Here is a 20,616-nt window from a genome sequence, read left to right as displayed (position 1 = left end):
TCGCCAGCAAGAACAATGGCGGCGCGCGAGCCATAAAAACCAAGACCCGACTGTGCTATTTCAGGAATTGATGGAGCGAGCCAGACAGGCTAGAAAAAGTGGTTAATAAGAGTCCAAGCAAGATTGATATCAAGGTGAAGGAAGTCGATCAATTTCCTTGAAGTCCTGGAATTTAGAATCAGGTGAAGCATCATAACTTTTATCACGTTTTTCTGGCAAAAAATGTTCTGTTTGTGCATCATTTTCTAAGCTACTGTCTTCGGGAAATGATTGATTTTCTCGGTGGGGCAATTCATTAGATGAAGTTTGTAATTCTACTATAATAAAAGCCAAAGGAAGTCCTATCAATAAACTTAGTATTACCATGAAAGCAAAAATTTTACTAGTCGAATTATTTTGGCTTTTTTTCAATTTTTGTTGATTATTTTTATCTTCTAAAGTTATTAATATTTCTTGGATAAAGTTATCCCAACATTGTAGAAATTCATGTCGTAATTCTGTAAAAGGTTGATTGATTTTTGTACCTGGCAATTCAAAAGTTTTTGATAAAGTTTCAAGTCCCTGTGTAATTTTTGGGTTATCTATAAAATATTGTTTGGTTAATTCCAAAAAGTTAGAAATTAGGGTTTCGAGTCTTGTACTAAATTGATCATGCTTTCCTTGATCTAGCTGATCTATCTCAGAAATATGTGGCGATAAAGTTTTGATTTTTTCTTGATACATAGGATATTTAACAACGGATGAATTTTCCAAGTATTGTTCAAAAATACTATAAAAACTTGTTGTTTTCGTGAATAATTTGTCATTATTTTGAGTATAATTTGACATATTAGTTTTATGGCTCGAATCAAAATTCAAGATATAGTTACATATTGGCGCTTATTATACATCTTTAGTAGTCACACAAAGTAATATAAAGTAACAATAAAGTAATAATAAAGTAATATATTGATGATTGTGCTGAATGCTAATGTTGAGGTATAGACAATGATACTGCTTCTATAGCTGAACTGGAATTTATCTTACCGGCTTTGCTGGTGAAGTTGATGTTTTTCGAGTATCATAGCAAAACAGTAGTTAACTTTTGGCAAGTAGCTATATGTGGTTGCCTAAGTTGCATTTGATGAATGTGTAGCTTTTTGCTCACAAGTGCTTACCTTTTGAGGGACTTTGAGTGATGATAGTTGACGAAGCACTGGTAATTGTGGAAGCAGTACTCGATTATGAACGCCTCAACGATGTTCAAGAGGTCGTATTTCGTCAGGCTTGGGAAGGTTTATCTTACCGTGAAATGGCTAAAAGCACTGGCTATGCGGAGGATTACCTCAAGGATGCAGGCGCGAAACTCTGGCAAATGCTGACTAATGCCTTTGGAGAAAAGGTAAAAAAAGGTAATTTAAAATCTGTTCTGAAGCGATATTTACGGCGGCATCAAATTATCGTACACCGTAATAAGGTGACTGGGGTTAATGTGATTGGAACCAATTTTGATAGCACAAGAGTTGTGGGAAACTTATATGAATCCAACTTTTGTCAAGCCGATTTGTATAAGGAGCAAAGCTATGAAAAATCAGAAAAACAGACAAATGCTGAATCTGAACAGGAGTTAAACTATCAATCTTTAACTTATTCTTGGAATGGCTGGCAGTTTCGGTCTCAAGCAGAAGTGAATATTGCCGAAGCACTAGATCGCGCCGATGTTTTGTTTTTCCCAAATGCTAAAGCCCGGTTGACTACCCCAGATGGAAAGCAAAACCCATCTCCTCATTTCCTAGTCTGTTACAAAACAAAACTGGGTATTTTAGCGGTAGATGTAGACGATCGCGATCGCGAAACCAATATGGATTTTCTTCTACAGTCGCAAGGTATTTGCATTGTCCAGCATTATGATATCACTGAATGTACCGAAAAGCCTGATCTCGTTGTCATAGAGTTTTTAGAGCTTTTGATGCAAGCCTAAAATCGATTAATAAAACATATCCTAAAAACCCTAAGAGTCCCACAAACGTCGTCGTTGAGATCCTCCCAGTCGCTGGTGAGTGTCTCGCAACAGACGGGGAATATCTAAATTTTGAGGACAGCGAGGTAAACAGTCGCCGCAGTCGGTACATCGATCGCCTCTACGTCCAGGAAACCAATGTCCGGCATTCTCAAACATACCATAGCGATACTTACCAAATTGGGTCATATGGTAGGCGATCGCCAAATTTCGTAACCTCAGCACTTCGGGAATATTAATCAGTTCAGGACATGGTAAACATTGATAACACTGTTTACAGGTATCGGTTGCTAATGTTTCCTCTAAGGCAGTTTCCAGAGCCATGAAGGCGCTTTGTTCCGACTCAGTGAGGGATTCTACGGAATCGGCTACTTGTAGGGGTAAATCTAATTCTTGAGGGTTAGCGGCTCCTAAACTGAGGGTAGTAATGCGGCGATCGCTCAATAAAAATCGATAATTCAACTGGAGGGGGGAAAATGGATGGCATAGCTGAGTTAACTTAGCTGGGGGGGTGTAGAGTTGTCCCCCCTTATCGGCTGGGGAAATAATGAAAATCCCCATGTCCTTTTGAGATGCTAGGGTGATGGCGGGAGCATGGCGCTGGAAAAAATAGTAATAATGGAGATTGATAAACTCAAAGCGATCGCTATTAATCGCTTCCAGAATCACCTCAACCGGAGCATGGGTCGAGAACCCCAGATGTCTGACCCGTCCATCTGCAATGGCTCTGTCAATACCCACAATACCAGCGATCGCCTCCGTGAGATGTTCGGGGGTATTAATACCATGAATCGCCAAACCATCGAGATAGTCAAGATTCAGCCTAGTTAGGGAATCATCGATCGCCTTTTCTAAAGCATCAGGATCAGACATGGGTGGGATCTTGGTAGTAATATAAAGCTGCGATCGCTCCACAGGTAGACCACCTAGCAAAGTCGCTCCCAGATACTCCTCACTTTTCCCATAACCTTTGGCAGTCTCTATATGGTTAATTCCCATGGAAACTGCCCTTTCTATAGTTTGGTGGGCATTTTCCGGGGATGCTAAATAGCGCATTGTTCCCAGGGAAAAGACTGATAGAGGTAAATTGGTTTTACCAAAGCGTCGATAACGCATGATTTTAGTTATTGAGCTTCGTCTTTGCGAAAATCTGCCCGTCTAATCAACTCTTCTGGACTCAGGTTAGCAACAAAATCGCGAAAGGCGCGTCTTTCGGCTTCGTCAGCATCACGATCGACAGGGATAGAAGCATCAGCGATGACTTCTTCCATGACCCAGATCGGGCTATCGGTACGCAGTGCAATGGAAATGGCATCAGAAGGACGCGCATCAATTTCTTTACGATTCTCCCCTTGACGTACAATCAAGACTGCATAAAATGTATTGTCTTGGAGGGAGTGAATCACAATCCGCTCTAAAACCATATCCCAGGTTTCCATGAGATTGACAAATAAATCATGGGTTAGGGGTCGCGGGGGTTGATGGTTTTCCAAAGCGCCGATTATCGATTTAGCCTGATCCTGACCGATAAAAATAGGTAAGGCTCGTCGCTCAGACGCATCTCTGAGTAACACAATAGGGCTGCGTGTGGTAGCGTCTAGTGCAATTCCGGCGACTTTCATTTCAATCATCGGTTCAGCCTCGATAAAATACGATAGACAAACAACAAGTGGTTAGACCCGCCAGTAAGAATCCAGCAATTCCAGTATGCCTTGATTTTTACCCGAATTGACGACAATTGCTCTGAAATTGTGGACAGCTCGTTGGTGAATATGGTCAAACAATGCCGGATAATTAACTGATGTTAGCCTAAAAATCTAGGTTTAATGGGCATTCTAGCTTACTGGGAAGGTAATCGCTAGGGATTTTTCCTGGTCATGGGAGTTACCACCTAGGTGATTGGTTTTGTTTGTTTAACGTTCACTTGATACGGGAAAAAAGTTATGTTTACCGGATTAATTCAGGCCTTGGGGACGATTGAGAGTTTGGGGCGATCGCGCTTTCAGATAGCTTGTCAGGTGGGTGCAACTAATCTGATTTTGGGGGATTTGGCGATCGGTGATAGTGTGGCGGTTAATGGGGTTTGTCTAACAGTGGTGGAAATTATGCCCCGTGGCTTGGTGGCGGAGGCTTCCCCGGAAACTTTGGGTCGGACTACTTTGGGTAGTGATTTAAATGGTTATGTGAATTTGGAGGCTTCCCTGCGTGCGGGGAGTAAGTTGGGAGGACATTTTGTGACGGGTCATGTTGATGCGATCGCCACCCTGGAGGCGGCGGTGTCTGTGGGTAATTCCTGGGAAATGCGTTTTGTTCCCCCCAGTGATGCTGATCTGTGGAATCAACAGATTGCTCCCTATTTGGTTGCTAAGGGTAGTATTGCCGTTAATGGGGTGAGTTTGACTATTTCAGAATGCGATCGTCATAGTCGTTGGTTTGCAGTCGCTGTTATCCCTCACACTTACCAAAATACCAATCTTTGCACCTTGGAAACTGGTAGTTTAGTCAACTTGGAAGCAGATATTTTGGGTAAATATGTCGCTAAATTTCTCAGTATAAATTCCACCGATTCCGTGAATATTTATCATCAGCAATCTCTCACAGCTACCCCAGAAATTACCCCAGAATTTCTCAGCGAACATGGTTTTAATTAGTCCATCAATTAATTATTAGTAAAAAAAAAGCCCCCCACCAATGGTGGAGGACTTGCAACTAATTACCTAACATTAGGGTTCAGTTTAACCGAACTTACCAGCAGTTGAGGCAATTAGGAAGGCTGCGTAGGTGAGGATATAGCCAACGGTGAAGTGAGCTAAACCAACAACGCGAGCTTGAACGATGGACAGAGCCACTGGCTTATCTTTCCAGCGAACCAGGTTCGCCAAAGGAGTGCGCTCATGAGCCCAAACAATGGTCTCGATGAGTTCTTGCCAGTAACCACGCCAGGAGATCAGGAACATGAAACCAGTCGCCCAAACCAAGTGTCCGAACAGGAACATCCAGGCCCAAACAGAGAGGTTGTTAGTTCCGAAGGGGTTGTAACCATTGATTAACTGGGAAGAGTTCAACCACAGATAATCGCGGAACCATCCCATCAGGTAGGTAGAAGATTCGTTGAACTGAGCAACGTTACCTTGCCAGATACCCAGGTGCTTCCAGTGCCAGTAGAAAGTTAACCAGCCCAGGGTGTTCAGCATCCAGAACATAGCTAGGTAGAAGGAATCCCAAGCGGAGATGTCGCAAGTACCGCCACGGCCGGGGCCATCACAAGGGAAGGCATAGCCGAAGTCTTTTTTGTCGGGCATCAGCTTGGAACCACGAGCATCCAACGCACCTTTGACCAGAATCAGGGTGGTGGTGTGCAGACCGAGAGCGATCGCATGGTGAACCAAGAAATCGCCAGGGCCAATGGTTAAGAACAGAGAGTTAGTGCCGGAGTTGATGGCATCCAGCCAGCCAGGCAACCAAACGTTACCGTAGTTAGGCCAAGCAGTGGTGGCAATGCTTTCAGGATTGGAAAGCAGCACATCCATTGCATAAACCGCTTTACCATGAGCAGCCTGAATGAACTGAGCGAATACAGGCTCAATCAGGATTTGCTTTTCAGGAGTACCGAAGGCAACCACAACATCGTTATGAACATAAATGCCCAAAGTGTGGAAACCGAGGAACAGAGACACCCAGCTCAGGTGAGAGATGATTGCCTCTTTGTGATCCAAAACACGAGCTAAAACGTTACCTTTGTTTTGCTCAGGATCATAGTCACGAACCAGGAAGATAGCGCCGTGGGCAAAAGCACCGACCATTAAGAAGCCAGCAATGTACTGATGGTGCGTGTAAAGAGCAGCCATCGTGGTGTAGTCCTTAGCAATGAAAGCATAAGGAGGAATGGAGTACATATGCTGGGCAACCAGGGAGGTGATTACACCCAGACAAGCCAAGTGCCATCCTAACTGGAAGTGGAGAGAGTTGTTATAGGTCTCATAAATGCCTTGGTGAGGCATATTAAAAGGACCTTCGAGACGACGACCAAAGAAGTCTTTGGCATCGCACATTTCTTTGATGCTGTGACCGATTCCGAAGTTAGTCCGGTACATATGGCCCGCGATGATGAAAATCACGGCGATCGCCAGATGGTGGTGAGCCATATCGGTCAGCCACAGGGACTCGGTTTGGGGATGAAATCCACCTAAGAAAGTCAGAATCGCAGTCCCTGAACCTTCAGAAGTACCGAACACATGACGAACGGTGTCAGGATTCTGAGCGTAAACTCCCCAGTTACCAGTAAAGAAGGGAGCCAAACCCGCCGGGTGAGGCAGAGTGCTCAAGAAGTTATCCCAACCCACGTGCTGTCCGCGAGATTCGGGGATAGCGACGTGAACCAAGTGACCAGTCCAAGCCAAGGAACTAACACCGAACAGACCTGCCAAGTGGTGGTTCAAACGAGATTCAGCGTTTTTGAACCAGGACAGACTGGGGCGGTACTTGGGTTGCAGGTGCAACCAACCAGCAAACAGGAAGACTGCAGCCAGTAGAAGTAGGAAGATAGAACCTTGGTAGAGGTCTCCATTGGTCCGCATCCCGATGGTGTACCACCAGTGGTAAACACCAGAGTATGCGATATCAACGGGGTTAGAAGCGCCAGCTTGGGTGAATGCGTCAACAGCGGGTTGCCCAAATTGGGGGTCCCAAATAGCGTGAGCAATGGGACGTACATTTAAGGGATCTTTAATCCACTGTTCAAAATTGCCTTGCCAAGCGACGTGGAACAGGCTGCCAGAAGTCCAGAGAAAGATGATGGCGATGTGTCCAAAGTGAGAGGCAAAAATCTTTTGGTAAAGATTCTCCTCGGTCATTCCATCATGAGTCTCAAAATCATGGGCTGTGGCAATCCCGTACCAAATCCGACGAGTGGTCGGATCTTGAGCCAAATCCTGGCTAAATTTTGGGAATTTCGTTGCCATAAGTCCTAACTAAATGGTGTTCTCATTAAGTCCGCCCAGGGAAATCGAGGCAGTTACCCCGATTCCCGAGCGAAGAACCCTCATCCTACGGAGATGATGCGGGCGAGGAAGAATGCCCAGGTGGTGACAATTCCCCCTAGAAGGTAGTGAGCTACTCCCACCGCACGACCCTGAATGATGCTCAGAGCGCGAGGTTGGATGGCCGGAGCCACTTTGAGCTTGTTGTGTGCCCAAACAATGGACTCGATTAGTTCTTGCCAGTAGCCACGGCCACTGAACAGGAACATCAGGCTGAAGGCCCATACAAAGTGAGCCGCCAAGAACATCAAGCCGTAGGCTGAAAGGGCTGACCCATAGGAGTTGATTACCTGAGAGGCTTGCGCCCACAAGAAATCACGCAACCATCCATTAATGGTAATAGCACTTTGGGCAAAATTGCCATTGGTAATGTGACTAATCGTGCCGTCAGAGGCGACGGTTCCCCAAACGTCAGACTGCATCTTCCAACTGAAGTGGAAAATCACAATTGACAGGGAGTTATACATCCAGAACAAGCCAAGGAACACATGGTCCCAACCAGATACTTGGCAGGTGCCGCCACGACCAGGGCCGTCGCAGGGGAAGCGGAATCCCAACTCGCTTTTATCGGGAATTAGGCGAGAACTGCGGGAGTACAGAACACCTTTGAGCAGAATTAAAACGGTCACGTGAATTGTGAAGGCATGGATGTGGTGAACCATGAAGTCCGCCGTACCCAATGCGATCGGCATCATTGCGACCTTGCCACCCACAGCAATTACATCACCGCCAAAGGCAGGACTAACGCTGGCGAGGGCATTGGGGGCTGTATTGCCCGGTGCTAGAGTGTGCAGGTTTTGCACCCACTGAGCAAAGATAGGTTGCAGTTGAATTCCTGTGTCAGAGAACATATCTTGGGGACGACCAAAGGCACGCATGGTGTCGTTATGGACGTACAGCCCAAAGCTATGGAAGCCCAGGAAGATACAAACCCAGTTTAGATGAGAGATGATGGCATCCCGATGACGGATTACCCGGTCTAGTAAGTTGTTAACATTCTTAGCCGGATCGTAATCCCGCACCATAAAGATGGCAGCGTGAGCACCAGCACCCACAATACAGAATGCTCCAATCCACATATGGTGAGTGAACAGAGACAGTTGAGTGGGGTAGTCTGTTGCGATATAGGGATAGGGAGGCATGGCATACATGTGGTGAGCCACAATGATGCTCAATGAACCCAACATTGCTAAGTTAATAGACAGTTGAGCGTGCCAAGAAGTTGTCAGAACTTCATAGAGCCCTTTGTGGCCTTCTCCAGTGAAGGGGCCTTTGTGAGCTTCTAATAATTCCTTCATGCTATGGCCAATACCCCAGTTCGTCCGGTACATATGACCGGCAATGATGAATAGAACTGCTAGAGCTAGGTGGTGGTGAGCTGTATCGGACAGCCACAAACCGCCAGTCTGAGGATTTAAACCACCCTTAAAGGTTAGGAAGTCTGCGTAAACTCCCCAATTTAAAGTGAAGAATGGGGTTAGTCCTTGCTTAAAGCTCGGATACAGTTCCGCCATCAAGCTGGAGTTCAGAATGAACTCATGGGGCAGGGGGATGTCTTTAGGAGCCACCCCGGCATCCAGCAGCTTGTTAATTGGCAAAGACACATGAATTTGGTGTCCAGTCCAACCCAAGCAGCCTAAGCCCAATAGTCCAGCTAGGTGATGGTTCATCATCGACTCCACATTCTGGAACCATTCCAGTTTGGGAGCACGTTTATGGTAGTGGAACCAACCAGCGAATAGCATCAGACCCGCCATCACCAATGCACCGATCGCTGTGCAGTAGAGTTGGAACTCGTTGGTGATACCGGAAGCTCGCCATAATTGGAACAATCCAGAGGTGATCTGGATGCCTTGGAAGCCACCACCTACATCGGCATTCAAAATTTCTTGGCCAAAGATGGGCCATACAACTTGTGCGCTCGGTTTAATCCCTGTTGGGTTTGTTAACCAAGCCTCGTAGTTGGAAAACTTCGCGCCGTGGAAATATGCACCACTCAGCCAAATGAAGATTACTGCCAGATGGCCGAAGTGAGCGCTAAAGATTTTGCGCGAAATATCTTCTAAATCGCTGGTATGACTATCGAAGTCGTGAGCGTCGGCGTGCAGGTTCCAAATCCAGGTTGTCGTACTTGGACCTTTGGCAAGATCGCGGCGAAAATGACCGGGTTTTCCCCACCTTTCAAAAGAGGTAGGAGTTGGGTCCTTGTCTACCGTGACCTTGGCTTTTGCCTCCCGCTCTGGAGGACTGATGGTCATTTAGACTCTCCTCTCCGTATCACAAATAACAAAAATATTGTTGCAGATTATGAAACGGGATTTTTAAGCCCCTTCATCATCCTTCACAAAAGTTTAGAGTGTTCTTAACTTTTGTTGGGGGCAACAACAAACCCTTAGTTTTGCCTTGGGCATTTAAAGGCATATTATAACGACAACTGTATGCTTCTGTCTACAACAGTTTTTGATTCTGCCGTCAGCCGCTGTTGTCTGTAAATTGTATATCATCTTTCCGAGTCACATGGGGGAGTCGGTAACAATAATTAAGAATTCCTAAAACCCCTATAAAATCTTGGATTTAGCCCATATCAGCCGAAAAACTCTGTAAAGATCTGCATTGAACCGTTACAAAACTTAAAATTTGCTGCCATCAACTACTTTTATATACAGTTGGTAGCGGGACCAGTCGCTGGATCATGGCAGCCCCTGGACATAGATAAAAATGTTAAGGATAATCAGCATTTTATCAATATGTGTTTGACATATATATTAAGGATCGGGTCTGTTTTGGGCTATAGTTGCATACAATACGGTTTCTTTGCACGATTTGGGTTTTAGGAGTTTATTTAATTGTGTCTGTGAACAAGTTCTGGTGGACTCCCATCAAAAAACTGCTGACTATTTTACTCGTCGCAGTAATCACGTTTCAGATGACTGGGTGTGGTGACTCTGAACCGACTGATCCATCAATTACCCAGACATCATCAGCGAAAACTGTTAAGCAGAGTATTTCGGAAGTATCCCCCCCAGATATCATTCAAAAATTACACCCAGCCCTCGATCGCTATCAACCTCAAGTCCAAATTATCAGTCCTCAACCAGACGAGTTGCTACAGGATAATAATGTCACAGTCCAACTACAAGTTTTGGACTTCCCCACCTTCCGAGACGAAACACTAGGTGATGGTCCCCACTTACATTTAATTATCGACAACGATAGCGATCGCCATATTTACAATCCCACGGAACCGATTATCCTATCAGACCTGAAACCAGGAACCCATACCCTGCGAGTTTTTGCTGTCTATCCCTGGGGCGAAAGTTTCAAAAATGATGGTTCAAGTGCGATCGCCACATTTCACATTTACACCAAAACCCCCAATAACAACCCAGATCCAAAACTTCCCTTACTCACCTATAACCGTCCCCAAGGAACCTATGGTGCTGAACCCATTTTGCTGGACTTCTATTTAGACAACGCCCCCCTACATTTAATCGCCCAAGAAGATCCAGAAGATGAAATCATCGATTGGCGTATCCGCGTCACTGTCAACGGCGAAAGTTTTATTATCGATCGCTGGGAACCCATATATTTAAAAGGATTCCAACCCGGTAAAAACTGGGTACAACTGGAATTTTTAGACGAACTCGGAGAACCCCTGAATAACGTCTACAACAACATCGCAAGAGTTCTCACCTACGACCCCAAAAGCCAAGATACCCTATCTAAACTAATTCGCGGTCAATTATCTCTATCCCAGGCTAGGGGTTTGGTTGAAGCGAACTATACCAGCCCAACTTTAGCCCCCTCTCCTGAAATTGAGGAAGTCTCAGAACCTGAACCTATAGTTGAGGAACAGGAAGTCTCAGAACCTGAACCTATAGTTGAGGAACAGGAAGTCTCAGAACCTGAACCTATAGTTGAGGAACAGGAAGTCTCAGAACCTGAACCTATAGTTGAGGAAGAGGAAGTCTCAGAACCTGAACCTATAGTTGAGGAAGAGGAAGTCTCAGAACCTGAACCTATAGTTGAGGAACAGGAAGTCTCAGAACCTGAACTTGTAGCGCCAAGGGAACCTTTACCCCCAGAAAATCCGACATCAGAAAGTTCCGAACCAGTAGCCGGAAACCAATTACAGAAACTTTGGCAAAACTTGCAACTACCCAAATTTTCCAATAATGACTCAGAAACGCCGATTTTAGAGCAAATTAAAAACTTTTTCAGCAGCTTTGAGATTCCGGGATTAACTCAAATAGAAACGGAACCTGGGACTCCAGCCGCCTTACCTAAAATTGTGCGAGACCAACCCGAAACTGAAGCCAAGGAAGCACCTGTAACCGAGACCAGCGAATCAAGCGATCGCCTCAAGCAAACCCCCATAAACAGCACTGACAATCATGATTATGAGTAATTCCCAACCGACTCAAAAACCCTTAGAATACTACCAATGGCGTGGCTATCAATGCGCCTATGAATTTCATCCTTCATCTTCGGAAATATCCGCAGATATTCCCCTACTATTAATCCATCCTATTGGAGTAGGATTATCTCGGCGTTTTTGGTATAGATTTTGTGAAAAGTGGCAGGGATATAATAACCCCATATACAGCCCAGACCTGCTGGGGTGTGGGGAAAGTGATAAACCAGCAGTAGCTTATCAAATCACAGACTGGGCGGAACAATTACAGTGTTTAATTGCAACAGTAATCAAGCAGCCAGTGATTTTACTAGCACAGGGTGCTTTATTACCAGTGGCGATCGTCCTCAGTAAAACATACCCAGAAAGTGTGCGGGGAATAGTGTTATCAGGTCCCCCAGCTTGGCGAGTCATGACAGAGGCTTCATCACCCACTAAACAGCGTTTATTGTGGAACCTATTTTTTGATACCCTAGCCGGGCGACTATTTTGGAATTATGCTTGTCGGGAACAGTTTTTACAGTCTTTTTCAATTAAACAATTATTTGCTGAAGCCAAAGACGTTGATCGCGAATGGTTAGACCTGTTAGCAATAGGTTCAAAAGACCCCAAAAGTCGCTATGCAGTCTTTTCATTTTTAGCAGGATTTTGGCGACAAGACTATACCCAAGACATGGCAAATTTGACCCAACCGACCCTAGTAGTTTTTGGCGATAAAGCCTCTAGTATTAGTCGCAGTGGGAAGTCAGAAACCGTAGATAAGCGCGGCAAATTCTACGAAGAAGGATGGAAAAAAGCCAAGTCTATAGTAATTCCTGGTCGTAATGTTTTACCCTACGAAAAAACCGAAAGTTTTATAAAAGTTACCCATGATTTTGTGAGTAATATAAATTAATTCATCCACCCCCCATGAGTTGGGGGCGGGTTCATTTATACCGTCGTTAATAACAACATTGACGGCGGTTGGGGGCGGGTTTATTTAGACCGTCGTTAATTACCACATTGACGGCGGTTGGGGACGGGTTTATTTAGACCGTCGTTAATTACCACANTTGACGGCGGTTGGGGGCGGGTTTATTTAGACCGTCGTTAATCACCAAATTGACAGCGGAACCCGCCCCTACATCACCATTATACATGGTTGGGGACGGGTTTATTTAGACTGTCGTTAATCACAACATTGACGGCGGTTGGGSGCGGGTTTATTTATACCGTCATTAATAACAACATTGACGGCGGTTGGGGGCGGGTTTATTTAGACYGTCGTTAATWACMACATTGACGGCGGAACCCGCCCCTACATCACCATTATACATGGTTGGGGACGGGTTTATTTAGACTGTCGTTAATTACCACATTGACGGCGGTTGGGGGCGGGTTTATTTAGACTATCGTTAATCACAACATTGACGGCGGAACCCGCCCCTACCCAATTATTAATTATCAATTATTAATTATTGCTTCTGGCGCAACGAAAACCAGCAAAAATTTCGCGGACATGGGGATAATACCAATTGCGAAAACTGCAACGCATAGCCCAGGGACGAGTTGTCCAACTACCACCGCGCAAAACTTTATGTTGGTTATCAAAATAAGTTTCAGAATACCCACGATAGGGATAAAACTCAAATCCCTCATAACCCATAAAATTACTGCTAGTCCACTCCCAGACATTACCTAATAAATCATAAACTCCAGCGGCGCTAACTCCTGAAGAATACCTATCAACGGGAGTAGTTAGGGGTTGATTAGTAATATTTTTACCCAGGGAATTACAGTTACAATTTTCTGGTGTAGGGGGTTCTTCGCCCCAGGGATAAGTGCGTTTTTTACCAGCTTTACTATCCCAACTAGCCGCTTTTTCCCATTCGGCTTCTGTGGGAAGTCTCTTCCCGACAAAATTACAATAGGCTTCGGCTTCATACCAACTCACACCACAAACAGGGTGATTATCTAAACTAGGGTTATCAGTCCAATAAAGAGGTTGTTGGTTATGGTTATGTTTAAGCCACTCCCAACCATCATTAGACCACCATTTAGCTTTATGATAGCCTCCCGCTTCGATAAATTGGCGATATTGACCGCAGGTGACGGGGTAAGTATCAATCCAATATTGATCTAAATAACAACTATGAAGGCGGCGTTCATTATCCATTGCGTCAATGGCTTTATTTCCCATGGTTAACTCTCCGGCGGGTATTTCTACCTCTGAAACTGACAACATAGGAACATCATAAAATAGGGAAAAATCGCTGTTTTGTACCTCGAATCTATATAATTGTAGGACTATGGCGATGGTTTCTCCGTGTTGAGATTCATGTTGGATAATAAACCGCCATAGCCTTTCCTGTGTTTCTATAGGTGCGGTTTCTAAGTATTTGATAACTTGGATTCTCACCAGGGATAAATACTCTAAAATAAACTCTAAGGAAGGAAGCTGAACTCGTCGATTTTTGGGGAGACCATCAGCGGTGAACAGTTGCCTATATTCGGGATATAATGGTTGATATCCTGCACATTCTTCTAATAGCCAATAGGCTTCTGTAAAGGCTATATGCCCTAAATGCCAACCCACAGGGCTAAAGTCGGGGTGAGGTTGGGCACAGAGGGTTTCTCGGTTAATTCCTTCAATGAGTTTTAAGGTGCCGAGACGGCATTCATGCAGGGCGTGATAAATGGTCTGTTTGAGTGAGGGGGTAGATATGGATATCACAATCTTCTCCGACGCTAATTATACTTTGTTCTGGGCAAAGATGCCACTTTCCCGGAAATAAAGGCTCCGAAGCAATGATAACTGATTCTGGGAAGTTTTTATCATTCTTTAACCAGTAAAGACTGGGAGGAGTACCGGCTACAGCATACCGAGAAGCTACCATTTGCTTTCCATCACAAATAATCATATTAGCCAGAACCCGCACCTGCATTTTATGGGCGATTTTCTCAATGGTATATAATGTTTGTTCGAGGGCGGAAATTAGATCGGCTATTCCTTGACTTTGTAGGCTATCCTTAAACAGGGCAAATAGGTGTTCTGAGTCGGTGTTACCTTCTATTAAACGATAGGCTTGGTCTGTGAGGCGATCGCGAATTGGTTTATATAGAGTTTCTCGGAAATCCTGAATATAACCATTATGAATAAACATCAGTTTTCCTGACTGGAAAGGTTGACAGTTATTCAAGTTGATGGCTTGACCAGGAGTGGCGCTGCGAACATAAGCTAAAATTCGCCCGGACTCAATATAGCGACTGAGAGGAGTTAAGTTTAAATCACTCCAAATTGGCTGAATATTACGATATCGATAGGGTTCTGTATCGGCGGTGGGATGATACCAACCCATTCCAAAACCATCGGCATTTAGCAAGGCTTCCCGCATTTCCTTGGGTTGGTAACTTTGCACAATTAAGGAATGTTCCGGCTGGCACAAAATTTGTTCAAGTTGAATCGGAGATCCGATATAGCCCAGTAAACGACACATAGTTAATAATTCGAGATAACCAGTAAAAATTAAACCAGAGACAGGTCATGCTGTCAGCTTCCATTGTTCACTAATTAGACTGATTAACAGCCTGATTAATGCTTACCCATTCCACCAAAAAACTTGATTTTAACATGATAGCATGATTCGACATCACCAGTCAAGTATACCATACTAATTGTCATTGTCTATCGCTTGACTTGTGGATATTTCCATTCGTATGTATTCGGGAACACAAAATTTGTCATAGAAACGGAGATACTGGGTTCTAAAGACCGAACATGATGCCACCAACCCACGGGAATAAAAATTACCTCTCCGGGTTCTAAAATAAATTCCATGGGTCTCACATTTTGAAATAATGGATATTTCTGATAGTCAGGATTTTCTAAATCTACTTGGCTGAAAACCCCTATATAGTTATACAAAAAAGGTGTTTGATAGGGAGGAATCATTCTTACCAATTTACGACCAGAAACTTGGGCTAATAATAAATTAACCGGGTCGTGATGCAATGGGGTAACAGTTCCGGCGGGTCCATACCAGAAGAAGATGCAACCTGATGTTTGCGTGGGGTCTAAATACTCTGTGAATATTTCGAGATCATTTAATAATCCTTTGAGTTCAGGACGGTCTAAGTTTCGATTATTAGCTACCATATAATAGTCGTTGGTTTGTTTACCGGAAACAACCGAATCAATATAATCAGCAAATAGCACGGTTTTTTGATGGCGCTGTAGGTTGATTTCATAGTCGGGGTCAGCTTCTCTTCCGGCTTGAATTTCGACCGTGGCTTGTCCGTAATTCTGTTTAAGATATTCTGGAGTCCATAATTCTAACGCCCGCCAATTCTTCATGATATCAGTTAAAATCAAGGGGGTATTTTGGGAATAGTAACTCTCCAAAAATTCCGACCGAGATACCCAGGGTTTGCGGTCAATGCTGGGAGAGACTTCTGAGAGAGACGCTAATTGACTCTGAATGGTCAGCATTGACTCGACTTTTTGCAAGAGTTGGACAAACTGCTTTCCGGCTTGTAAATAAGGGTGACTTGTGGCTTGATTAACTGCCTCTAAAGCTAGTTTGATATCTATTCCCTGTTCTACCATTTTCTCGACTAAAATATGGTCAGGAAAATCCATGAGTTTATTAACTGCGATCCACTGTTGCCAATGGTCAGATAATTTTGGTGATGGAGGTTGATTATTGACTGGAAGAGGCTGTTGATGCAGCCACTCTAAGCTAACTTTTTGGTCGGCGTGTATGGTGATATTAAGGGGGGGTAAGGTAATTTGTTTGATTTCCGGTTGAGTCATCACTTGATATAAAGTTAAAACGGTGGAATTTATCTATTAAATCTGTGGGGATTTTCAGGATTAATTATTGGTGGTATGAAATCGCCAAAATTGACGACTACTCCACAGAAAAGCTATGCCAAAGCTGAGGTTAAGTAAACCAATCATGGCGTTTCCCCAGCCTAGGAATTTGATGGTGAAACCGATCGCGATCGCCACGGACATAATAGCTAAGGTAATCCATCCAAATCGTGCTAAAATCGGATGGGGTGTATCGGTTTGAGGTTCTCTGATCCAGTCAACTAGGCGATCGAACAGGACTTGACCCGTAAATAATCCGATAGTCAGGGAAACCATCGCCCATAGGGCGTGCCATTCATCTAAGAATAGCAGATAAGGCAGGTGAAACCATAGAATTGCACCGATCGCTAATAAACCCAAACCTGTTACCATCCAAATGATACCAGTTATCCATAGTGGTGTGATTGTTGGAGATGAGGGATTTTCCATAGTTTAGATTTATTTCCAAAGCCAGACCGACCCAGACAGCCATTAAGACACAGCCAGCCTGGGAAGTTTTGATCAATTATAGATTAAGGTAACTATTCAGGCGGGCAACCATAAATAGTTGCCCTTACCTGTTAGGGATTATCTGGAAACTAGCATTTTAGGTAATTTTCCCAAACATATCCTTCCATGACAGGGGTATAGATATAAACCCACTTACCATCAGGCGATCGTTCCCACACTTCCACCTCCACACCATCCGGCAGACTACCAATAATTCTACCACGAGGGGTAGCCCGAACATTCAGGGGAGTATCAGTCGGATCAGCGACAATACAGACGCGGGCAATTGACCTCTGATCTGCTTGTGTCTGGCTATTGCTTTCATCCCGATACCTTTGCCAAATCGACTCTCTGGCTACCGCCACACTATGGTTAATAGTCAGGAGAGAAGCAACCCCTAAAAATAATAATCCTATTCCAATCCGCCGCCATTTACTCATGGTTCAACACTCCTTATGTGGGTTAATGAAGCGGTAAATGCACCTGGAAAAGGATTGACAACTGACCATCTGAATTATAAATCAAATCTCCCCAAATTAATCATCTGATTTTTTTGATAACATTTCGGTAAATTTGAGCAAGGTTTCTACATRGCGATCGCCAGCCACCTCCAGCACATCATTATGACCAGCCCCTTCAACCCAGAGAGACATTTTCGGGCCGGCAAAATCATCATAAAGCCTCTGTCCATGGTCAAAGGGAATCACGCGATCGCGATCGCCATGTATAATCAAAACCGGAACCTCGACATTTTGAAGATTAGCCAAATTAGGGAAACGGTCAAAAGGAAAAATAGGAATCCGTGTTACCACCCGAAATGTACTAATAAAACCGCTTTCAATCACCAACCCCCCCACTAATTTCCGCGCCGCCAGGTGGGTTGAGGGACCACTACCGACCGATCGCCCGTAGACAATAATACGCTCAGGGGGAACCTGCAAAACTTGGGTAAGATAGTAATAAGCGGCCTCTATGGCTTGATAAGCGCCCGCCACGGAGGGTGTGCCGCCACTAAGCCCATAACCGGGATAGTCATAGGCGAATACAGAAAAACCTATATCCCGTAGACTCTCCAGGCGAGGCCGAATATCCCCCAAATCTTCAGCATTGCCGTGGCTGTAGAGAATGGTATACTGAGCGGTGGGATTGGGGAGATACAAAGCAGCAATGGGCACTCCGTCCAAGGTAGTCAGGAAAGTCAAATCCTCGGTTTTCTCATAACTGGGCGGACGAGGCAAAAAAATCAGGCGATCGCTTTTAAAATATGCCCAAACACCGACTATTATATAAATCGCCAAGATGGAAGTAACTATCCGGCGCAGAGAAAAGTCTCCAATAACCCATTTTCTGATTTTGGCATTATTCATAGATGATGAGGACCTAACATGGCAATGGAATTTCCCGACGACCTAAAATATTTAGATAGCCACGAGTATGTGCGTCTTGATGGCGAAATTGCTACCATTGGTATTAGCGCCTTCGCCGTTGACCAATTAGGTGATATTGTGTTCTTAGAACTACCCGATGTCAATGATGCCTTAGAGAAAGGCGAAACCTTTGGTAATGTAGAATCGGTCAAAGCCGTTGAGGAACTCAAGGCTCCCGTTAGTGGTACAGTTGTGGAACGTAATGATGCGATCGTAGAAGCACCCGAGGAATTAGCCGATGACCCCTATGGAGAAGGTTGGCTGCTGAAAGTCCGCATAGGCGATGAATCAGACCTTGATGATGCCCTATCTGCTGATGAATATAGGGTCTTAGTCGAAGGGGAATAAACCTGTCAAAAACCAATCTGGTCTAAGACTGGGGGGCAGAACTTGCAATTTTTCCCGTTTTGTTTTAGACTGCCCTATCAAATAAAACATTAGCATTAGTTTTCATTGTCTATGCTGTGGCTATGGTGATCGCCTGTGCGTAAGTCAAGCCAGATCAATCCCTAGGGTTTGGTATCCGAAAACTGCGACATTGAAAACAGTTTTCTCTTGCCATTTAGTTCTAACTGGGTTATAATCAATACAGCCCAACCTATATCCCTGCTTTAACCTAATTCAGGATCTCGCCATGCAGACCACAGTTAGTAACCAACTCAAATCTGAAAGCCTGGAGTTGCTGCGCGAGTACCAGCACTCCCCGTCTAACAGTATCCGTAATCAACTCGTTCAAATTAACATTGGATTAGTCCGTAAAGAAGTCCACCACTGGCTCAACCAATGTACGGAAAGCTATGATGATTTGTTACAGGTGGGCTGTATTGGCTTGATTAGAGCCATAGAAAGGTTTGATATGTCTAAGGGTCATGCCTTTAGCTCCTTTGCGATTCCCTACATTCGCGGGGAAATTCAACACTATTTGCGTGATAAGAGTCCCTCCGTCCGGGTTCCCCGTCAGTGGCTAACTCTACTGCGTAAAGCCACCCCATGTATTCAAGACCTACAAGCCAAGTTGGGACGCAAACCCACCGATGCTGAAATAGCCTCAGCCCTAGAAATTTCCGTAGAGGAATGGAACCAGGTTAAGCTGGCTTCCCAAAATAGATCTCTGTTGAGTTTAGATGCACCCATTCAGGACGAAGAAGAAGGATCAACCAGCCTGGGTGATTTAGTCCCAGATACTCGTTACCGCAGCTTCCAACTAGCCCAAGAAGATCAAATTCGTCTCCAGCAAGCACTGGGACATTTAGAAGACGGGACTCGCAAAGTTTTAGAGTTTGTGTTTCTCTATGACCTCACCCAAAAAGAAACAGCCGAAAAATTGGGAATTAGCGCCGTTACAGTCTCTCGGCGAGTCAAACGGGGTTTAAGTCTGCTCAAAACCATGATGAATGGCCCCTCTGATTCTGATAGGTAGCCAAATAGATAGACCAAAATAATTAACAAAAGCCCGATCCATTGCGTACCGGGCTTTTTTAGTGAATGGGGAATGTTGATTTGGTGGTTTTCTGAGCGTACCCCTTGACAACTGATATCAGTTAATGATATCAATAAACTGTTATCAACATCGGTGATAATGCAGACACTTCCTCCAAAGACTAATCAATATCGAAAACTGCAAGTGGTAGATGGGTTAAATGGAAAACATCGTCGCACTTTTAAGGCAATTTACACAAACCCGGTTCGGTCAGATATTGTCTGGACTGATGTTGAAAGTCTGTTTGTAGCGCTGGGCGCGATCGCCCGCGAAGGGAGAGGCTCTAGGGTGCGGGTGGCGTTGAACGGTGTCAAAGCTGTTTTTCACGAACCACACCCGGAAAAAGAGATGGGTAAGGGTGCTGTTAAAAGCGTCCGGGAATTTTTAGAAGATGCGGGAGTTGCCCCCATGTCTGAGTAAGATATCTATTAGAAAGGGGGTAACGAGCAATGTTGCCCCTACCCAAAGTGACTCAAAAATATACTACCGAGTGCAGCCATTGCCCGATCGTGCCACACAATTCTACAGATTATCCTAAAAACTTAATTGTACCATTTAGACGCTCAAGAACTGAGGGAAATATGCTGACATATAAGGGTTACAGTGGTCACATTGAAGTTGATACAGAAAACGGCATCCTGTTTGGTCGCGTGTTGGATATTAAGGATACGATTACTTTTCAGGGAAAAACTGTTGAGGAAGCGAGTCAAGCCTTTCGTGACTCCGTTGATGATTATCTGGAGTTTTGCGAAGAGTTAGGGGAAAAACCTGATAAGCCTTTCTCTGGAAAATTGCCGTTTCGGACCACACCAGATCTACACCGAAAAATTTTTTTGGCGGCTGCTAAAGCAGGAAAAAGCATTAATGGTTGGATGGAAGAGGTGATAAAAGATGCAGATAATAGTACTTTCCAGAA

At 44.5% G+C, this 20,616-nt stretch carries 19 protein-coding genes; 8 read left to right on the top strand and 11 right to left on the bottom strand.

Annotated features, from left to right (window positions below):
* Window positions 1-129: 129 nt before the first annotated feature.
* Window positions 130-828, bottom strand: coding sequence for a hypothetical protein (locus B9T16_RS13610; RefSeq protein ID WP_043468194.1), 699 nt, complete (start codon window positions 826-828; stop codon window positions 130-132).
* A 349-nt stretch (window positions 829-1,177) separates the two neighbouring features.
* On the opposite strand from B9T16_RS13610, the gene B9T16_RS13605 reads away from it, so the two are divergent.
* Window positions 1,178-1,960: a hypothetical protein gene (locus tag B9T16_RS13605; protein ID WP_043468191.1), complete on the top strand. Its 783-nt coding sequence runs from the start codon at window positions 1,178-1,180 to the stop codon at window positions 1,958-1,960.
* A gap of 30 nt (window positions 1,961-1,990) precedes the next feature.
* On the opposite strand, the gene B9T16_RS13600 is transcribed toward B9T16_RS13605, so the two are convergent.
* Window positions 1,991-3,115, bottom strand: a complete 1,125-nt coding sequence (locus B9T16_RS13600; protein WP_410245020.1) for an aldo/keto reductase — start codon at window positions 3,113-3,115, stop codon at window positions 1,991-1,993.
* 8 nt (window positions 3,116-3,123) lie between these two features.
* A complete protein-coding gene (locus B9T16_RS13595; protein ID WP_006619830.1) occupies window positions 3,124-3,630 on the bottom strand; it encodes a bifunctional nuclease family protein in 507 nt (168 codons plus the stop codon).
* Between the two features lie 312 nt (window positions 3,631-3,942).
* On the opposite strand from B9T16_RS13595, the gene B9T16_RS13590 reads away from it, so the two are divergent.
* Window positions 3,943-4,650: a riboflavin synthase gene (locus tag B9T16_RS13590; RefSeq protein ID WP_410245019.1), complete on the top strand. Its 708-nt coding sequence runs from the start codon at window positions 3,943-3,945 to the stop codon at window positions 4,648-4,650.
* 84 nt (window positions 4,651-4,734) lie between these two features.
* Here the strand turns inward: B9T16_RS13590 and psaB are convergent, their stop codons facing one another.
* Both psaB and psaA read right to left on the bottom strand, forming a co-directional pair.
* Window positions 4,735-6,960, bottom strand: a complete 2,226-nt coding sequence (gene psaB, locus B9T16_RS13585) for a photosystem I core protein PsaB (protein ID WP_006619832.1) — start codon at window positions 6,958-6,960, stop codon at window positions 4,735-4,737.
* A gap of 80 nt (window positions 6,961-7,040) precedes the next feature.
* Window positions 7,041-9,296 (bottom strand): photosystem I core protein PsaA, encoded by a 2,256-nt coding sequence (psaA, locus tag B9T16_RS13580; RefSeq protein WP_317269458.1) that lies wholly within the window; start codon window positions 9,294-9,296, stop codon window positions 7,041-7,043.
* Window positions 9,297-9,886: 590 nt separating this feature from the next.
* On the opposite strand from psaA, the gene B9T16_RS13575 reads away from it, so the two are divergent.
* The gene (locus B9T16_RS13575) at window positions 9,887-11,446 is read left to right on the top strand and encodes a hypothetical protein (RefSeq protein ID WP_410245018.1); all 1,560 of its coding nucleotides are present in this window, start codon (window positions 9,887-9,889) and stop codon (window positions 11,444-11,446) included.
* On the top strand, window positions 11,433-12,347 hold the full coding sequence (locus tag B9T16_RS13570) for an alpha/beta fold hydrolase (protein ID WP_410245017.1): 915 nt from the start codon (window positions 11,433-11,435) through the stop codon (window positions 12,345-12,347). The genes B9T16_RS13575 and B9T16_RS13570 overlap by 14 nt, the downstream gene beginning before the upstream one ends.
* A 555-nt stretch (window positions 12,348-12,902) precedes the next feature.
* On the opposite strand, the gene B9T16_RS13565 is transcribed toward B9T16_RS13570, so the two are convergent.
* From B9T16_RS13565 to B9T16_RS13540, 6 genes are all read right to left on the bottom strand, one after another.
* Entirely contained in the window at window positions 12,903-14,165 is a 1,263-nt protein-coding gene (locus tag B9T16_RS13565) for an ergothioneine biosynthesis protein EgtB (protein ID WP_006617903.1), read from the bottom strand.
* Window positions 14,110-14,928 carry an ergothioneine biosynthesis protein EgtC gene (gene egtC, locus B9T16_RS13560; RefSeq protein ID WP_410245016.1) on the bottom strand — a complete coding sequence of 273 codons (819 nt, stop codon included), beginning with the start codon at window positions 14,926-14,928 and terminating at the stop codon, window positions 14,110-14,112. The genes B9T16_RS13565 and egtC overlap by 56 nt, the downstream gene beginning before the upstream one ends.
* 188 nt (window positions 14,929-15,116) lie before the next feature.
* The gene (locus B9T16_RS13555; RefSeq protein WP_410245015.1) at window positions 15,117-16,244 is read right to left on the bottom strand and encodes a cupin-like domain-containing protein; all 1,128 of its coding nucleotides are present in this window, start codon (window positions 16,242-16,244) and stop codon (window positions 15,117-15,119) included.
* Window positions 16,245-16,304: 60 nt separating this feature from the next.
* Window positions 16,305-16,733, bottom strand: coding sequence for a hypothetical protein (locus B9T16_RS13550; RefSeq protein WP_006617900.1), 429 nt, complete (start codon window positions 16,731-16,733; stop codon window positions 16,305-16,307).
* 149 nt (window positions 16,734-16,882) lie between these two features.
* Complete coding sequence (locus B9T16_RS13545; protein WP_006617899.1) at window positions 16,883-17,233, bottom strand: SH3 domain-containing protein; 351 nt, start codon at window positions 17,231-17,233, stop codon at window positions 16,883-16,885.
* A 96-nt stretch (window positions 17,234-17,329) separates the two neighbouring features.
* Window positions 17,330-18,160, bottom strand: coding sequence for an alpha/beta hydrolase (locus tag B9T16_RS13540; RefSeq protein ID WP_410245014.1), 831 nt, complete (start codon window positions 18,158-18,160; stop codon window positions 17,330-17,332).
* 18 nt (window positions 18,161-18,178) lie between these two features.
* Between B9T16_RS13540 and gcvH the strand changes: the two genes are divergently transcribed.
* From gcvH to B9T16_RS13520, 4 genes are all read left to right on the top strand, one after another.
* On the top strand, window positions 18,179-18,568 hold the full coding sequence (gene gcvH / locus B9T16_RS13535) for a glycine cleavage system protein GcvH (RefSeq protein WP_014275200.1): 390 nt from the start codon (window positions 18,179-18,181) through the stop codon (window positions 18,566-18,568).
* Window positions 18,569-18,854: 286 nt separating this feature from the next.
* Complete coding sequence (locus B9T16_RS13530; protein ID WP_410245013.1) at window positions 18,855-19,640, top strand: RNA polymerase sigma factor SigF; 786 nt, start codon at window positions 18,855-18,857, stop codon at window positions 19,638-19,640.
* A gap of 159 nt (window positions 19,641-19,799) precedes the next feature.
* Window positions 19,800-20,120: a type II toxin-antitoxin system HicA family toxin gene (locus tag B9T16_RS13525; protein ID WP_317269450.1), complete on the top strand. Its 321-nt coding sequence runs from the start codon at window positions 19,800-19,802 to the stop codon at window positions 20,118-20,120.
* A gap of 161 nt (window positions 20,121-20,281) precedes the next feature.
* On the top strand, window positions 20,282-20,616 hold a 335-nt coding region (locus B9T16_RS13520), incomplete at its 3' end, for a type II toxin-antitoxin system HicB family antitoxin (protein WP_410245012.1).

This window comes from Arthrospira sp. PCC 8006, from assembly GCF_046480465.1.
In the GTDB taxonomy this organism is placed as follows: Bacteria; Cyanobacteriota; Cyanobacteriia; order Cyanobacteriales; family Microcoleaceae; genus Limnospira; species Limnospira platensis.
Note: the sequence above shows the minus strand (reverse complement) of the source record. Positions and strands in the feature narration are given on the sequence as shown.

Coding starts and splice junctions, on each gene's coding strand:
- psaA (WP_317269458.1), bottom strand. CDS start 9,296: ATGACCATCAGTCCTCCAGAGCGGGAGGCAAAAGCCAAGGTCACGGTA.
- B9T16_RS13555 (WP_410245015.1), bottom strand. CDS start 16,244: ATGACTCAACCGGAAATCAAACAAATTACCTTACCCCCCCTTAATATC.
- B9T16_RS13605 (WP_043468191.1), top strand. CDS start 1,178: ATGATAGTTGACGAAGCACTGGTAATTGTGGAAGCAGTACTCGATTAT.
- B9T16_RS13525 (WP_317269450.1), top strand. CDS start 19,800: ATGCAGACACTTCCTCCAAAGACTAATCAATATCGAAAACTGCAAGTG.
- gcvH (WP_014275200.1), top strand. CDS start 18,179: ATGGCAATGGAATTTCCCGACGACCTAAAATATTTAGATAGCCACGAG.
- B9T16_RS13610 (WP_043468194.1), bottom strand. CDS start 828: ATGTCAAATTATACTCAAAATAATGACAAATTATTCACGAAAACAACA.
- egtC (WP_410245016.1), bottom strand. CDS start 14,928: ATGTGTCGTTTACTGGGCTATATCGGATCTCCGATTCAACTTGAACAA.
- B9T16_RS13545 (WP_006617899.1), bottom strand. CDS start 17,233: ATGAGTAAATGGCGGCGGATTGGAATAGGATTATTATTTTTAGGGGTT.
- B9T16_RS13530 (WP_410245013.1), top strand. CDS start 18,855: ATGCAGACCACAGTTAGTAACCAACTCAAATCTGAAAGCCTGGAGTTG.
- B9T16_RS13570 (WP_410245017.1), top strand. CDS start 11,433: ATGATTATGAGTAATTCCCAACCGACTCAAAAACCCTTAGAATACTAC.
- B9T16_RS13600 (WP_410245020.1), bottom strand. CDS start 3,115: ATGCGTTATCGACGCTTTGGTAAAACCAATTTACCTCTATCAGTCTTT.
- B9T16_RS13550 (WP_006617900.1), bottom strand. CDS start 16,733: ATGGAAAATCCCTCATCTCCAACAATCACACCACTATGGATAACTGGT.
- B9T16_RS13595 (WP_006619830.1), bottom strand. CDS start 3,630: ATGATTGAAATGAAAGTCGCCGGAATTGCACTAGACGCTACCACACGC.
- psaB (WP_006619832.1), bottom strand. CDS start 6,960: ATGGCAACGAAATTCCCAAAATTTAGCCAGGATTTGGCTCAAGATCCG.
- B9T16_RS13590 (WP_410245019.1), top strand. CDS start 3,943: ATGTTTACCGGATTAATTCAGGCCTTGGGGACGATTGAGAGTTTGGGG.